Genomic DNA, 15,511 nt, shown 5'->3' on the forward strand with positions numbered 1-15,511 from the left:
AACTTGTTTACGCCTTAACCACAGGATCTTCCAATTGTCCTTCCCACTTAGAAACAGCTGAAGTAGCTAAAGCATTTCCTAAAACATTGGTCATACTTCTTCCCATATCACAGAAATGGTCAATAGGTAAAATTAAGGCAATACCTTCTGGTGGAATTCCAAACATTGAACAGGTTGCTACAATAATTACCAAAGAGGCTCTTGGTACTCCGGCAATTCCTTTTGATGTAAGCATTAAAACCAAAAGCATTGTGATCTGCTGTCCCAATGTCATTTCAATACCGTAGATCTGAGCAATAAAGATTGAAGCAAAAGTCATATACATCATACTTCCATCCAGGTTGAATGAATATCCTAGTGGTAAAATGAAGGATACTACTCTGCTGTTACATCCAAAAGCTTCCAGTTCCTCAACTAATTTTGGAAATACAGCCTCAGAACTTGTAGTTGAAAAAGCAATTAATAAAGGAGCTTTAATTCTTCTCAATAATTCAAAAAGACGGTTTCCTAAAATAAGATAACCTGCTAATAAAAGAACCAGCCAAAGAACGGCTAAGGCAAAGAAGAAGTCTCTAAGATAAACTGCATATACTTTAAAGATCTCAAAACCATTGGTTGCGACCACCGCTGCAATAGCACCAAGTACTCCGAATGGTGCAAACCACATGATATATCCTACCATTTTTAAAATAGCATGAGCTACGATATCAAATAGTTTGACAACCGGCTTTGAATATTCTTCACCTAAATTAGCTAATGCAACCCCAAACATAATTGAGAATACAACGATCTGAAGAACCTCATTCGTTGCAAAAGCTTCAAATAAACTTTTAGGAATTACGTGTTTTACGAAATCTTCAAGAGAAAATCCTTTACTACTCTTCAAAAGTTCTTCTGCAGAAGCAGCATCTTGAATAGGCAGCTTGGTTACATGTCCTGGTTCAAGCCAGTTCACTAACATTAATCCAATGAAAAGAGACATCAAGGATGCAGAAATAAACCACAACATCGCCTTTGTTCCAACTCTCCCGATCATTTTGATATCACTCATTTTAGCAATACCAACTACTAATGTGGTAAATACCAATGGAGCAATAATCATTTGAACAAGTCTAATGAAAATAGTTCCTAGTAATTTAATATTTTTAGAAAAAGGTTCTGCACTCTCTGGATACTGCACGTGAACAACTCCTCCAATTCCTACACCCAAGATCAATGCAATAATAATTGCTATAAACAGCTTATTTTGTCCTTTCATATAAATAATTCAACTTCGCAAATATAATAGTTTTTAAATTGTGTATCCGCACTTATTAAATTCGAACATTGCTAAAACTAAAATATTGATTTTAAAAACTTTGTAAAAAAATTAAGAAACATTTAGTCAATTTTTAATCATTTGGTATAAATTTTATTGTTACATTTATAGTATCAATACATTAATTAAATATACAACTATGAAAAAAACAATCGCAATGGCTGCCCTTGCTCTGGCAGTATCTTTCGGAGCTATTTCTTGTAAAAAGAAAGTTTCTGATGCTGATCTTCAGACTCAAGCAACTACAATTGTAACATCTAACCCAAGTGCTTCTGTTGAAGTAAAAGATGGTGTAGCACATTTAAGCGGAACATTCCCAGATCAGGCTTCTAAAGATGCAATGATCAAGCAACTTAAAGCTGTAAACGGAGTAAAAGATGTAATGGATATGTCAACTATTGCTGAAGCTCCGGCTCCGGTTGCGACTACTTCTGCAGTAGATCCGGCTGTGCAGAAAAAAGTTCAGGACGCTGTTAAAGATTTCCCTTCTGTAAAAGTTGAGGTTGTAAACGGCGAATTAACCCTTACAGGAAATGTATCTAAAGAACAAGCTAGAAAAATCAAGCAGTCTGTAGATGCTTTAAAAGCTGGAAAAGTAAATTATAACTATACTGTAAAATAATTTAAAATGAGTACATTACAAGATAAATATTCAGGAGTAATTTCAGCAGCTCAGTCTGCAGGAATTTCAAATCTTCAGGTTCAGGAGCAGGATGGAATTTTATATATTTCAGGAGCTGCTGCTAATACTGCAGCAAAAGATGCAGTTTGGAATGCTTTAGGAACTATTGATTCTACTTATTCAGCTTCAGACATCAATGTTGATGTGCAGGTTGCAGGTCTTGCTTCAGGAGCATCACTTACAGTAGCTACTGAGGATTCAAACTTAAACATCAGACAAGAGCCTTCTACTGAAGCTGCTGTAGTAGGTAAAGCTTCAAAAGGATCTTCTGTAACTTTAATTGAACAAACTTCAGATGATTGGTGGAAAGTAAAAACTGCTGATGGACAAGAAGGATATGCTTATTCAAGATATTTGAGAGCTTAATTCATTATAATAAATATTGAATCCCTGAAATTTCTTTCAGGGATTTTTTTTACTTTTGAGCTGAAAAAATATAAGATGAAGAAAATATTGTTGGTATTGATAATTTTAATCAATATCGCGATCCTGAATGGTCAAAAACTTGCCATCGATGGTAAAGTGATGAATTTTGAAAAGAAACCTGTAGAAAATGCGACCGTTTATCTTCTCAAACAAAAAGACTCTTCTATAATAAATTATACACCCACAAATAAAGAGGGTAAATTTTCTTTAAAAGCAGATGAGATTAATGAACCAACTGTTCTAAAGATCGATGCTGACAAACTTACATCATACTCTAAAAATTTCGAAAAAATTGATCAATCTCTATCTTTAGGCTCCATAGAATTAGAGAAAAATTCCGTTTTTAATATTGAAGAAATAAAGCTTACTGTTTCTCCTGTTAAAATCAAGAAAGACACCATCGAATTCAATGCAGCATCGATCAAAGTGCGTCCTGATAGTAAAATCGAAGAACTACTTAAACAAATTCCAGGTGTTGAGATCAGCAACGAGGGAAAAATTACAGTAAATGGTAAAGATGTAGATCAGATTATGATTAACGGAAAACCTTTCTTTGATAAAGATGGCAAAATCGCTTTACAAAACCTTCCGGCCGATATTATAAAAAATATCCAATTTACAACGACAAAGACCAAAGAAGAGGAACTGAGCGGAAAAACAGCAAAGTCAAAAAATACCACAATAAATTTTACGATCGATGAAAAGAAAAATAAAGGGCTCATCTCAAGATTAACCCTGGGTTATGGTTCTGATAAAAGATATGAAGGAAGTGGATTGATTAGTTATTTTAAAAAAGATACGAAAATCAGTCTTTTAGCCTCCTCTAATAATATCAATTCTCAGGGGTTTTCTAATGATGAGGTTTTTGATAGCATGGGAAATGGAAGAAACTCATGGATGATGCAGGGAGGAAGTGTAACGACAAGTGGTGGAAATACTTATTATTCATCAGGAGGAAATAATACCAAAGGTATTCAGAGGTCGACGACGATTGGAATGAATTACAGTGATAAATTTGGGAAAGATGCGGATCTTGATACTTTTAGCGTGATGCATTCTGATAACAATTTGGAAACACGATCTAAAGTTTCAAGAACGACTTTATTACCAGACTATACGCTAAAAACCAACTCTGAAAGTAATGGCGAAAGCGAAACGAAACAATACAATTTTGATACTGCTGCAAACATCAAATTGGATTCTTTAACGAGTATTTATATCTCTCCTTCATTTTCAAGATCAGAAGGCTTTAGTTTTAATAATTCAAAATCATCCACTTTAAAGAATAACACCCTGCTTAATGAAAGCGATTCTTATATGAGCACCAACTCTGAGAGCAATTCATTTAATCCCAACATCTACTTTACCAAAAAATTCAAGAAGAAAGGTCGTGTTGTTTATACAAATATGAACAGCTCAATCTCTGAGTCTAAAAATGATGATCTGAATAAATCACAGAATACTTTCTATAAAAACAATGGTACTATCGACACCACTGATAATAGAAATCAGCTTGCAAAAAATAAAACCCAAAATAATAATTATAATTTCAGTGTTGGATATACTGAGCCAATTTCTGATTCCATCAACATCAGTCTGAGTGTAAATTATGACTCAAAATTTTCAAAAAATCTGAGAAACGTTAATGATTTCGATATCAATACAGGAGACTATTCTAAATACAACACCGTTCTCTCCAACAGTATGGATCAAAGAATCAACCAGATTTCTCCTGAATTGAATTTTGAACTTAACAAAAAGAAAATCAACATCTGGTCATCTGCTACTTTACAAATCTCTGATATGAAAGTAGGTTCTGTATTTAACGGCAAACAGTATGATCTCCAAAAAAACTTTGTTCTTCCCAATTATAATATCAATCTACAATATGAGTTTTCTCAAAATAAAAGGTTGAGTTTATACAATTATGCAGATTTTAATATTCCGGGAGCACAACAGCTGACCCCTTATGAAGATCTTTCAAATCCACTAATTACTTATCAGGGAAATCCGGATCTAAAAAACACTTGGACAAACAGAACCTATCTATATTTCAATAATTTCAATATGGTAAAGGATATTAGTTATTATGTAAACATAGGCTTTACTTATGGCAATAATGATGTTACCAATTATTCTTATTACGATAATTCCGGAAAACAGTTTGTTACATATGCCAATGTAAGTGGAAATAAAAGTATTAATGCAGGAGGTGGTTTCAGTAAAAACTTCAAATGGAAAGACAAGAAATTTATCATCAGTCCACGATTCAATATGAACTATGGCTATAACAGAGGATTTATCAATGGGCAGCAGTTCAGTAGCGGATCTTATAGTATCAATCCCGGCTTAAATCTTACCTATGAAGTTAAAGACAAGTTCACCATAAAACCTTCCTATTCGATCGGATATAACTTTTCCAATTATACCAATTACAGTATTGAAAGAGTTGAAACGACCAATCAGGCATTAAAACTGCAGCTGACTAATTATGTTTTCAAAAGTAATCTGGTGATAGGAAATGACTTCGAATATAATACGAGCTCTAATATTGCTCCCGGGTTTAAAAGAGATTTCTATTTCTGGAATGCCAGTCTAGGATATTCTTTTTTTAACAAACAGCTTACAGCAAAGGTTAAAGTATATGACGTACTTAATCAAAATCAAAGTGTAAGAAGAACAATCACCAATTCTTATTTCGAGGATCGCGATGATCTTATTCTGAAACGCTATGTGATGTTTTCTTTGAGTATGAAACTCAACAAATTTGCAGGAAAAAAAGTACAGGCTAAATAGCTTTTTAGAAAATAAATTTAAAATGACCGGATAGATTCCGGTCATTTTTTTTTATTAATCGCCCTTGATTAGTAATATTTATCACCATAAACGCGTTTTTATTTTTAAATTAGCTCCAAATTTTATTTATGAAGATCCATATTTCAATTTTGTTTATTTTCTTTTTTATTCTTGGGAACGCCCAAAATGCAACACAAAAGGACACTTTTGTGAAAGATAATTTTACAAAACAGGAATTTTACATTCCTATGCGTGATGGTGTTAAGCTTTTTACAGCAGTATACATTCCCAAAGACATTTCGAATAAGAACAAATATCCATTCTTAATGCAGAGAACCTGTTACAGCATTGCACCTTATGGTGAAAATGAATATAAGGTAAAGGTTGGTCCTAATCAATACCTGATGCAGGACAAATACATTTTTGTATATCAGGATGTACGTGGAAGATATATGAGTGAAGGTACATTCACCAATATGACACCACAGGTAGAACGCAAAACAAAAAAAGATGTAGATGAAAGTACAGATACCTATGACACGATAGAATGGCTATTGAAAAACGTTAAAAATAACAATGGAAAGGTAGGGCAATTCGGAACTTCATATCCTGGTTTTTATACAGCAGTAGGAATACTTGCTGATCATCCCGCTTTGGTTGCTTCATCACCTCAGGCTCCTATTTCAGATTTCTGGAATGATGATTTTCTTCACAACGGAAAATTTATGCTTGGTTATTTCAGAACATTCCCCGTGTTTGGAGTACAGAAAACCAAAGCTGAAAAACAAGCCTGGTATATGGATTCTTTTATAAAGCCTACATCTGAAGATGGTTTAAAGTTTTATAGAGACATGGGAACTGTAAAAGATGGTTACGACAAATATTATAAAAACAACTTCTTTATGACGGAAATAATGAATCATCCTAACTATGATGATTACTGGCAGAAAAGAAGTCTTCTACCTCATCTTAAAAATGTAAACCATGCTGTAATGACAGTAGGTGGATGGTTCGACGCAGAAGATTTATCCGGTCCGCTTAATATTTATAAAACTATTGAAAAGACAAGCCCAAAAGCAAAAAATACAATTGTTATGGGACCTTTCTCTCATGGTGGATGGTCTCAGGAACAGGGAAAACATTTCCATAATGAGATCTATTTCGGAGATAGTATTGCAACCTACTATCAGAAAAATATTGAAACTAAATTTTTCAACCATTATCTAAAAGGAAATACCAAACAGGATGCAGGTCTTCCTGAAGCAACAATGTATGATACAGGAGCAAAGCAATGGAAAGAATTTGCAACTTATCCACCAAAAGAGGCTAAAAAAGTAAATTTTTATCTTGCAAACGGAACATTGAAGAATGTTTCAGACCAGGGTTTCTCAGAATATTACAGCGATCCAAATAATCCAGTATTAAGTTCTTCCAGCCTGAAAGATTTCAATGGTTTTACACCAAGAAATTATATGTCGGAGGATCAGCGATTCGCAGAAGGGCGACCTGATGTAGTTACTTTTACAACTGATGTTTTAACAGAAGATATGGCGTTTGCCGGTGAAATTATGGCAAAATTAAATATTGCATCAACATCTACAGACGCTGATTTTGCAGTAAAATTAATTGATGTATATCCTGAAGATTTTAAACCTGCAGAGAAAAAAGGTGGTGTAATTTATAACAATTACCATCAGATGGTAAGAAGCGAGATAATGCCTGCAAGGTTTAGAAATTCAAGAGAGAAAGCTGAAGCTTTAGTTCCTAATCAGAAAACAGCAGTTAACTTTAGACTACAGGATGTGGTTCATACCTTTAAAAAAGGACATAAAATCCAAATTCAGATCAGCAGTACGTGGTTCCCTCTTTTCTCTGTAAATCCACAGAAATTTATGGATAACCCGAATATGGCAACGAAAGAAGATTACACGAAAGCTTTTATTAAAATCTATAACGATAGTGCAATTGAAGCGGATGTTATAAAATAGATAAACTGGTGATTTCGAGAACCTCAATCACCATGTTTTCATAAATTTATTTACAAAAAAAGTGGCTCTGAAAATCTCAGCCACTTTTTTTTATTCCTCTATAGTTCTAAATGTCAAATTGACTCTCGGAGTTTTTACTTTAGTTGTTGGAGGAAGCCGGTGAAGCCAATTATCCTGGGTTGTTCCTTTCATTACCAATAAACTCCCTTTTTCTAAAAAGATCTCTACTTTCTCTTTGGTCACTTTGTGCTTAAACAGAAATTTTCTTTCTGCTCCAAAAGTTACGGAAGCAATTGCTCCATGCTTTTTCAGATCTTTTTCACTATCACTGTGATAGGCCATACCTTCACTTCCGTCATGATACAAATTAAGAAGACATGAATTATAGGTTTCTCCAGAAACTTCTTCGCATTTTTGCTTTAATTCCAATAGCTCAGGAGTCCATAGTTTCGCATACTTTGTTCTGTTGGAATACGTGTATTCGAATGCTTTTTCTCCAAACCACGCTACTTTTCTCTTGGTTACAATTAATTTACCATAAATGATCGCTTCATCGTTTTCCCATGGAATCTGATTGAATAAATAATCATAATAAAAATCTGATTCTTTCTGGGAAAAAATTGCGCCATAATAATTAACGATTCCATCACCGGGAAGGATATTGATCGGAAAATCTGATATTTCTTCAAACAGATTCATCATATTAATTTTTTAAATGAATGTTTTTAATAAAAAATATTTGTACAAAGTTGAAAACTAAAAGGGTTTTCTAATTTTAAACCACAAAAGTCACAAAAGTTTTTAACACTTTAGTATCTTAAGTTACATCATGATGCATAAAAAGCACACATAAGTTCTGTAAAAATCTGAGATTTTTCCCAATGATAATTTAAAGTCCAATCCTAAAAAATAGCTACAAATAATCTGTGCAAATCTGAGAAATCTGTGGGAAAAAGTCACAAAAGCTTTCATACTTTCAGCTACTTTTAAATTTAATAAGATTGAAAGCATAAATCCCACTAAAGATAAAAATCTTAGATTTTTAGAATCTCAATTACCAAATTCATTTTGTTAATAAATTTGCGAGCCTTCCCAACCAATAATCAGTTGCTTTCTTTCACTTCCCCAACGATAGCCGCCCATATTTCCGGAAGACTGAATCACACGATGACATGGAATGAGAAATGCTACAGGATTACTTCCTATTGCAGTTCCTACAGCTCTGGAAGCTTTGGCATTACCAATTTTTTGAGCAAGATTGCCATAAGTAGATAATTTCCCCAATGGAATGGTAAGAAGACTCTCCCAGACTTTAAGTTGAAAGTCTGTTCCTTTTAGGTGAAGTTTTATAGTATTTAGACTATTCCAGTCTTTATCAAAAATAGATAAGGCATTTTTCTGAAGTTCATCTTGTCTTTCAAAAAAAGAAGCATTAGGAAACTGAATTTTCAAATTCCCTAATGCTGTTTCTTTATCGTTTTCGAAAGCCAAATGGCAAATCCCTTTCTCAGTGGAAGCTACAATGATATTTCCAAAAGGACTTTCTGAAAAGCTGTAATTGATAGCCAGACTTTTTCCGCCATTTTTATATTCTGCTGGAGACATTCCCTCTATTTTTACAAACAGATCATGAAGTCTGCTTGTACTGGAAAATCCTGTCTCATAAGCTGTATCAAATACGCTTAATTTTTCTTCTTTCAACAAGTTTTTAGCATGTTCAAGACTAATGAACTGTAAAAACTTTTTCGGACTTGTTCCTGCCCAATCTGTAAAAATCTTCTGAAAATGGGTAGGACTCAAATGTATTTTTTCTGCAACTTCTTCCAAGCTTGGCTGAAGTTTAAAATTGCTTTGAATATACTCGATCGCTTTCGCAATTCTGTTATAATCTATTTGACTTTGTGTAGACATATCTTTGTATTTTATCTCACAAATTTCCAAAGAAAATTCCGCAGAAAAAATCCGATTCTTGTGGAATTCTAATCTTGGCTGATGTGATAATAAGCTAACATTTTATAGTATAATTTAGCTGCAAGAAAAGCACTTGGCTTAGCCATTGGAGAATCCATTAATTCTACAATATCAAAAGCAACTACATTACATTTTTCAAATACCTTTCTTAGTAATTCTAATGTTGGATACCATTGTAATCCTCCTGGTTCCGGAGTTCCTGTAGAAGGACAGATGGAAGGATCAAAAGCATCAAGATCAATAGTAATATACACATTTCCGGATACCTTTTCCAATACATCATTGATCCAGTTTTCATTTACTGCAATCTCATGCGCAAAAAACACTTGTCCCTCCGGTAAATATTGATATTCCTCAATATCCATTGAACGGATTCCCACCTGAACCAGATTATGTTTCTGGCTAGCTTCATACACTGCACACGCATGATTAGAGGTAGAACCATGGAATTCAGGACGTAGATCGGTATGAGCATCTAATTGTAATACTGTTAAATTCTCATATTTTTCTCCAACTGCACGAATAGAACCAATAGAAACAGAGTGCTCACCTCCAAAAAGTGTAAATAATTTACCATCATTTTGTAAAAGCTCTTTTGTTTTTTGATAAACAGCTTCTGTCATTGCTTCCGGTGTAGAATCTTCTGAAACTTCTCCAGCAAGATAAACACCATCCAAATAAGGTTCAGTTCCTGTTTCAATATCATAAAGCTCCATATTTTCAGAGGCATTAAGGAATAATTCAGGACCTTTATCAGCTCCTTTTCCCCATGTAGAAGTTCCATCGTAAGGAACAGTTACCAACATTACTTTTGAGTTTTCTAATGATGCATTTTCTTCAGGAATTCCCGCGTATGTTTTCATGCTTTTATTTAAAAATTAAATGATTTATAAAATGTAATACTTGTGGCAAAGATACAAAGAAGTTGGAAGTCGGAAGCAAGAGGCTGGAAGTTTTTGAAAGAAGGATCAGGTATCAGAAGATAAAAACACATTTCAAACTTTCAACTTTCAAATCTAAATTTTCAACTCCTAACTTTCAAATGGCTACTCTCACCTTCTACCTAAAATTGATTACCTTTGCACAAACAAAAAATATGTCCTTAAAAGCAGTGCTTTTCGATATGGATGGGGTGATTGTAGATACAGAACCGCTGCACAGAAAAGCTTATTTCAAAATGTTTGAAGATCTTAAAATTGAAGTTTCCGAAGACCTTTACACTTCATTCACCGGATATTCCACCAAAAAAGTTTGTGAAATATTAATTCAGACATACGGACTCAATTATAATTATCAGGAACTTATCGATATAAAAAGGAATTATTTTAAGGATTATTTTTATCATGATCCCGATTTCGATCTGATACCGGGAGTAAGAAAACTCATTAACCATTATTATGAAAATCAAATCCAATTAATTGTAGCATCATCTGCAAGTATGGTTACCATTAATATGGTTTTTGAAAAGTTTGAACTAGAGAAATATTTTAATGGAAAAGTGAGTGGCGCTGAGCTTAAGGAATCAAAACCTCATCCTGAAGTTTTTCTTTTAGCTGCGGAAAAGGCTAATGTGCCTAAACAGAACTGCATGGTAATTGAAGACTCGACTAATGGAATTTTAGCAGCTCATAATGCAGAGATCTTTTGTGCGGCTTATAAAAGTGAACATTCGTTTAATCAGGATTACACTTTAGCCAATATTACTGTTTCAGATTACACTGAACTGGAATTAGATAAAATTTCAAATTATTTTAAATAAAAAAAGATTCTCAATTGAGAACCTTTTTTATTTATATGGTCTCATATAAAAATGACAGTCGATATTATTTTAATACCCTAAAAGCTTAAGAACATCTTCTGGCTCTTGTCTTTCACGAAATATTTCGTATTGGAATTCTCCATTTTCATCTTTCTGAATCAAGATATGTCTTGGCTGAGGCATTAAACAATGATGCACTCCTCCGTAACCCCCGATGGTCTCCTGGTAAGCTCCGGTGTGGAAGAAACCAATATAAAGAGGCTTCGTATCACTGAAAACAGGTAAATAGATTGCATTGGTATGTTGCTCAGAGTTGTAATAATCATCTGAATCGCATGTTAATCCTCCAAGGAAAACTCTTTCATAAGTATCTTCCCATCTGTTCAATGGAAGCATGATAAAGTGTCTTGAGATCGCCCAGGTATCAGGAAGTGTAGTCATGAACGATGAATCGATCATATTCCACTTTTCTCTGTCATTCTGACGTTTTTGAGAGATAATTTTATATAAATTGGCCCCACTTTCACCAACAGTGAAACTTCCAAACTCAGTGTAAATATTAGGTTCTTCAACTCCTTCTTCTTCACAGAATTTCTTAATCTGGGAAACGATCTCTTCAACCATATATTGATAATCGTAATCGAAGTTTAAAGAAGTCTTAATAGGAAAACCACCACCGATATTCAATGAATCAACTTCCGGAGCAATTTTTTTCAAACGTGCATATACACGAAGACATTTATATAATTCGTTCCAATAGTAGGCTGTATCTTTTATCCCTGTATTGATGAAAAAGTGAAGCATCTTCAATCGTGCATTCGGGTGCTCGGCAATTTTCTGACTATAATAAGGAATAATGTCTTTATATCCGATCCCCAATCTTGAGGTATAAAATTCGAATTTAGGTTCTTCCTCGGAAGCGATTCTGATACCAATATCAAAAGTACTGTCTATGCTCTCTGTAAGCTTATCAAGCTCTCTGTAGTTATCCAGAATCGGAGTAATATTTTCAAAACCATTATTGATCATTTCTGAAATTTTCGCCAGATAATCATCGGTTTTAAATCCATTACAGATCACCTCAATATTTTTATCTACTTTCCCTTTTTTGTAAAGAGATCTTACAATGTCCATATCATAAGCTGAAGATGTTTCGATTGAAATATCGTTCTTCAAAGCTTCTTCTATCACAAAATTGAAATGACTGGATTTCGTACAGTAGCAGTATCTGTAATTTTTCTTATATTCGATTTTCTCAAAAGCCTCTTTGAACCAGCCTTTTGCTTTTTGAATATTTTGAGAAATCTTCGGGAGGTAACTAACCTTTAAAGGTGTTCCAAACTTTTCAACAACATCCATTAATGGAATATCGTGAAACAACAAATTGTTCTCAGAAACATTAAATTCTTCCGTTGGAAAATATAATGTCTGATCAATAAGTTCCGAGTATTTTATTTTCATTTTTTAACAAGTGAATTAAGAATGCAAAATTGCTAAAAAAGTTTGATTTTTTGATGTTAAAATTATTATAATTTTCGTGCATCTTTATGAAAGCCTCTCATCAAAACCGGAACGGCAATCTCCTCATTTATCAATACGTAAACTTACGAATATAGGATTCTCTTTTATCCTCAGATATTCCCAATACCTTTTGAATATAAACATCAATAGAACCATATTTATTATCAATTTCATTAAATGCCGCATCCAGATAATCACTTTCTATCCAACTTAATTTTTCTAATACCTTCACATCCATTTTAGGATATAGAAAATGTAAATTATGAGCAAGGCGAAGCCTCTTCATCACGAGCTTTTGTCTAAAATTATTTGATAACAGGTAATCATTGTAAATTGTGGCTTTATCAAATTTCAGTATGCTCAGAATAAGGGCTGTAATAATTCCTGTCCTGTCTTTACCGGCAGTACAATGATATAAAACAGGCTGGTCTGAATCTAAAATTTCTGTGATGATCTTTTTTATGGTTTCCGGATTTTCCGTCACATACTCGCGATAAAAATCAATCATCCTTTTATCGGCATCATTAGCATTTACCTTTCCTTTTAAAACTAATTTTTTAGCTTGTGATAACTGGTCTCCCTGATCTTCAAAAGCGGAATATTTTTTATACATAAGGTTTTCGGGAAGGTGATCCGGATTTGCGGTAATTTCTCTTTCGTTTCTAAGGTCAATAACCTCTTTAATTCCTAATCGTTGAAATTTATCAAAGGATTTTCTCTTAAGATTATTAAGATGTCCACTTCTGTAAAATACTCCCTTCCGCAATGTTTTTCCATCAGCATTTTTAATATCTCCTACCGTTCTGAAATTATGCACCTTCTTTATATGTAATTTTTCCGTTTCGTTTTTACCATATTCAGGTACCGTGAAACTTTGTGTTTTACAGGAGAAAACACATAGTGATATGATGACTAGAAAGGATATTTTGAGTAGTTTTTTCAATATGATAAAAGTTTGTCCACAAAAGGTACAAAAGTTTTTGGAGATTATTTAATGCCTAGGTTTTGGCTAAAGCCGGTTGGAACCTATTATAAATTATAAACGGGCTAAAGCCCGTTCCTATTAATCGTATGAACTTCGTTCAGCTTTTTAATATATTGATGGATATTCTATTTCTTCAAGCCCTGCAAAAAATAATAAATCTCCGGATTCATATTCAATAGAAACTTCATCTTCGATTGCAAAATTTCGGGTTCCTATTCTTGAAGTAATATTTAAACTTCCATTTGTTAAAGGCCAGTTCAATCCTTTCGTAGTAATATTTTCTACAGAAGGAAATGGATAAAGAGAAATCATTTTATTTTTAACCTGATTTACTTTAAAGCTTTTAGGTATAAAATAATATTCTGAAAATTCATCATAAAATTTAAGATTCAGTCGGTCTTTAAAAGAATAAGCAACCGTAAGATTTCCCAGGAAATGATCCTGCTCTCCTCCACTTGCACCGAAAACATCTATCGTGTGAAATCCTCTCTCCAAAATAATTTCAAGAGCCTTATGAAAATCTGTTTTATCCTGATCTAAGGTAAGAATGAATTTTTCCTGATATACATTTTCATCAGATCCTGTATGCGAATCAAAATCACCGGAAATAAAGTCTAATTGATCCAAAGGAAAGCCTAATCTTTTTAAATAATGAAAGGCTCCATCAGTACAGGCAATTAAACCATAATCATGTAAAGTTGGAAAAGATTTCGGAGGATCTCCGTTGATGAAAAGAAGTGCTTTATCTTTCATTCGGATTCCAATATTCTTCCGGTTCATTATTTAGTTTTGAAACATAACGTGCCAAAACAAAAAGATAATCTGAAAGCCTGTTGAGGTATTTGATCAGTTCAGGACGTACTTCTTCTGCTTCGTTTAAAAACACTAAAGAACGTTCTGCTCTTCTGCAAATAGTTCTCGCAGCATGTAAAAAAGTAGCAGCTCTACCTCCACCAGGAAGTATAAAGTACTGAAGCGGTTCCAATTCTGTATCAAAATTATCCATCCACTGCTCAAGCTCTTCGATTTCAGTTTCAGAAATGATTAGAGGAAGACGGGATTTTCCGTTAGCAAGCATTAATTTATCAACGGGTGTTGCAGCTTCAGAACCAACTGTAAATAGATCAAACTGAATTTTCTTTAGTTGATGTAAAACTTCACTATCCTCAATATGGCTTTTTGCAATGCCAATGAAAGAGTTCAATTCATCAATATTTCCATAACTTTCTACTCTTGCGCTGGCTTTTGAAACTCTGTTTCCACCATAAAGAGCAGTTTGTCCTTTATCTCCTGTTTTAGTATAAATTTTCATAGTACTAAATTACTTTTTTAAAATTATCTCTACAAGACTTTGAAGTTTTGTTTTCTTTAGATCTTTTAAAAGGTGGTGTTGATTCCATAAAAAATGGCCGATAAAAACCGACCACTCACAAATTATTTATTTACTTCTACATATTGCAGCACCGTCCTGTTTTTAGAATTATAAATGATCGTACTGTTATTGGGAAATCTCTTCAATTTATAATATTCAATACTTTCGTCATTTTTTATATCGTCTAGTATACTTTGATCAATGGTATTTTCAGGAAGAAATTTTTCTATAAAACTTATTTTGTCAACAATGTTCTGTCCATCTACTTTACGCGCTTTTTTATCAGAACGAGCTTCGTCGGTAGTAGGCTGACTTTCCAAAAAAGGGATCAGCTCTGCCTTATCTGCCTTATATTTAAAAATGTATCCTTTTGTTCCATTAGGAAACACAAACTTTTTTCCACTTTCAGCAGAAATAAACCCTCCTGAATTAGGAAAAACCTGATTGAACTGAATATCTTCGGAATTGGTAAGCGATTTTATAGATTCATTCACCGTCTTTTTTACTCTTTCTTCTACGGCTGCCTGAGTTTTTTGTTTTACTGTTTCGGTAGTTTCCTGAACAGTCTGATCTATTTTCTCATTGATTTTATTACAAGCTAGTAATGATAAGGCACTTGTAACGATTAAAATTGACTTCTTCATTTCTCTGAAATTATGAATAATGATCCGTTTTGAACGATACTTCTCTTTT

At 33.5% G+C, this 15,511-nt stretch carries 14 protein-coding genes; 5 read left to right on the forward strand and 9 right to left on the reverse strand.

Annotated elements, in window-relative coordinates; genetic code table 11:
• Positions 1-7 precede the first annotated feature (7 nt).
• Positions 8-1,258, reverse strand: a complete 1,251-nt coding sequence (locus JHL15_RS17955) for a dicarboxylate/amino acid:cation symporter (protein WP_200248002.1) — start codon at positions 1,256-1,258, stop codon at positions 8-10.
• A 199-nt stretch (positions 1,259-1,457) separates the two neighbouring features.
• On the opposite strand from JHL15_RS17955, the gene JHL15_RS17960 reads away from it, so the two are divergent.
• The 4 genes from JHL15_RS17960 to JHL15_RS17975 all read left to right on the forward strand — a co-directional run bounded on the left by JHL15_RS17960 (position 1,458) and on the right by JHL15_RS17975 (position 7,210).
• Positions 1,458-1,940, forward strand: coding sequence for a BON domain-containing protein (locus JHL15_RS17960; RefSeq protein ID WP_200248004.1), 483 nt, complete (start codon positions 1,458-1,460; stop codon positions 1,938-1,940).
• A gap of 6 nt (positions 1,941-1,946) precedes the next feature.
• Positions 1,947-2,366: an SH3 domain-containing protein gene (locus tag JHL15_RS17965; protein ID WP_200248005.1), complete on the forward strand. Its 420-nt coding sequence runs from the start codon at positions 1,947-1,949 to the stop codon at positions 2,364-2,366.
• A gap of 75 nt (positions 2,367-2,441) precedes the next feature.
• Positions 2,442-5,222, forward strand: a complete 2,781-nt coding sequence (locus tag JHL15_RS17970; protein ID WP_200248007.1) for a TonB-dependent receptor — start codon at positions 2,442-2,444, stop codon at positions 5,220-5,222.
• Positions 5,223-5,350: 128 nt separating this feature from the next.
• Positions 5,351-7,210: a CocE/NonD family hydrolase gene (locus JHL15_RS17975; protein WP_200248008.1), complete on the forward strand. Its 1,860-nt coding sequence runs from the start codon at positions 5,351-5,353 to the stop codon at positions 7,208-7,210.
• Between the two features lie 90 nt (positions 7,211-7,300).
• Here JHL15_RS17975 and JHL15_RS17980 read toward each other — a convergent pair whose 3' ends face one another.
• From JHL15_RS17980 to speB, 3 genes are all read right to left on the reverse strand, one after another.
• A complete protein-coding gene (locus JHL15_RS17980; RefSeq protein ID WP_200249205.1) occupies positions 7,301-7,909 on the reverse strand; it encodes an alpha-ketoglutarate-dependent dioxygenase AlkB family protein in 609 nt (202 codons plus the stop codon).
• Positions 7,910-8,281: 372 nt separating this feature from the next.
• Positions 8,282-9,121, reverse strand: a complete 840-nt coding sequence (locus tag JHL15_RS17985; protein WP_200248010.1) for a bifunctional helix-turn-helix domain-containing protein/methylated-DNA--[protein]-cysteine S-methyltransferase — start codon at positions 9,119-9,121, stop codon at positions 8,282-8,284.
• A 68-nt stretch (positions 9,122-9,189) separates the two neighbouring features.
• Complete coding sequence (gene speB / locus JHL15_RS17990) at positions 9,190-10,044, reverse strand: agmatinase (RefSeq protein ID WP_200248011.1); 855 nt, start codon at positions 10,042-10,044, stop codon at positions 9,190-9,192.
• A 233-nt stretch (positions 10,045-10,277) separates the two neighbouring features.
• Here speB and JHL15_RS17995 point away from each other — a divergent pair, with 233 nt between their 5' ends.
• Positions 10,278-10,940 carry an HAD family hydrolase gene (locus JHL15_RS17995; protein WP_200248013.1) on the forward strand — a complete coding sequence of 221 codons (663 nt, stop codon included), beginning with the start codon at positions 10,278-10,280 and terminating at the stop codon, positions 10,938-10,940.
• 69 nt (positions 10,941-11,009) lie between these two features.
• Here the strand turns inward: JHL15_RS17995 and JHL15_RS18000 are convergent, their stop codons facing one another.
• From JHL15_RS18000 to JHL15_RS18020, 5 genes are all read right to left on the reverse strand, one after another.
• Positions 11,010-12,401: a type III PLP-dependent enzyme domain-containing protein gene (locus JHL15_RS18000; RefSeq protein WP_200248015.1), complete on the reverse strand. Its 1,392-nt coding sequence runs from the start codon at positions 12,399-12,401 to the stop codon at positions 11,010-11,012.
• 130 nt (positions 12,402-12,531) lie between these two features.
• A complete protein-coding gene (locus tag JHL15_RS18005; protein ID WP_200248016.1) occupies positions 12,532-13,404 on the reverse strand; it encodes a tyrosine-protein phosphatase in 873 nt (290 codons plus the stop codon).
• 147 nt (positions 13,405-13,551) lie between these two features.
• A complete protein-coding gene (locus tag JHL15_RS18010; RefSeq protein ID WP_200249206.1) occupies positions 13,552-14,199 on the reverse strand; it encodes a thiamine diphosphokinase in 648 nt (215 codons plus the stop codon).
• Positions 14,189-14,758 (reverse strand): cob(I)yrinic acid a,c-diamide adenosyltransferase, encoded by a 570-nt coding sequence (locus tag JHL15_RS18015; protein ID WP_200248018.1) that lies wholly within the window; start codon positions 14,756-14,758, stop codon positions 14,189-14,191. Before JHL15_RS18015 ends, JHL15_RS18010 begins: the two co-directional genes overlap by 11 nt.
• A 122-nt stretch (positions 14,759-14,880) precedes the next feature.
• The gene (locus JHL15_RS18020; protein WP_200248019.1) at positions 14,881-15,462 is read right to left on the reverse strand and encodes a hypothetical protein; all 582 of its coding nucleotides are present in this window, start codon (positions 15,460-15,462) and stop codon (positions 14,881-14,883) included.
• Between the last annotated feature and the right edge of the window lie 49 nt (positions 15,463-15,511).

The organism is Chryseobacterium paridis (assembly GCF_016595215.1).
Taxonomy (GTDB): domain Bacteria; phylum Bacteroidota; class Bacteroidia; order Flavobacteriales; family Weeksellaceae; genus Chryseobacterium; species Chryseobacterium paridis.

What these genes read in the sequence shown, in the direction of transcription:
- JHL15_RS17975 (WP_200248008.1), top strand. Translation starts at nt 5,351, where the DNA reads ATGAAGATCCATATTTCAATTTTGTTTATTTTCTTTTTTATTCTTGGG.
- JHL15_RS17995 (WP_200248013.1), top strand. Translation starts at nt 10,278, where the DNA reads ATGTCCTTAAAAGCAGTGCTTTTCGATATGGATGGGGTGATTGTAGAT.
- JHL15_RS18000 (WP_200248015.1), bottom strand. Translation starts at nt 12,401, where the DNA reads ATGAAAATAAAATACTCGGAACTTATTGATCAGACATTATATTTTCCA.
- speB (WP_200248011.1), bottom strand. Translation starts at nt 10,044, where the DNA reads ATGAAAACATACGCGGGAATTCCTGAAGAAAATGCATCATTAGAAAAC.
- JHL15_RS17985 (WP_200248010.1), bottom strand. Translation starts at nt 9,121, where the DNA reads ATGTCTACACAAAGTCAAATAGATTATAACAGAATTGCGAAAGCGATC.
- JHL15_RS17970 (WP_200248007.1), top strand. Translation starts at nt 2,442, where the DNA reads ATGAAGAAAATATTGTTGGTATTGATAATTTTAATCAATATCGCGATC.
- JHL15_RS17965 (WP_200248005.1), top strand. Translation starts at nt 1,947, where the DNA reads ATGAGTACATTACAAGATAAATATTCAGGAGTAATTTCAGCAGCTCAG.
- JHL15_RS17955 (WP_200248002.1), bottom strand. Translation starts at nt 1,258, where the DNA reads ATGAAAGGACAAAATAAGCTGTTTATAGCAATTATTATTGCATTGATC.
- JHL15_RS18010 (WP_200249206.1), bottom strand. Translation starts at nt 14,199, where the DNA reads ATGAAAGATAAAGCACTTCTTTTCATCAACGGAGATCCTCCGAAATCT.
- JHL15_RS18015 (WP_200248018.1), bottom strand. Translation starts at nt 14,758, where the DNA reads ATGAAAATTTATACTAAAACAGGAGATAAAGGACAAACTGCTCTTTAT.
- JHL15_RS17960 (WP_200248004.1), top strand. Translation starts at nt 1,458, where the DNA reads ATGAAAAAAACAATCGCAATGGCTGCCCTTGCTCTGGCAGTATCTTTC.
- JHL15_RS17980 (WP_200249205.1), bottom strand. Translation starts at nt 7,909, where the DNA reads ATGAATCTGTTTGAAGAAATATCAGATTTTCCGATCAATATCCTTCCC.
- JHL15_RS18020 (WP_200248019.1), bottom strand. Translation starts at nt 15,462, where the DNA reads ATGAAGAAGTCAATTTTAATCGTTACAAGTGCCTTATCATTACTAGCT.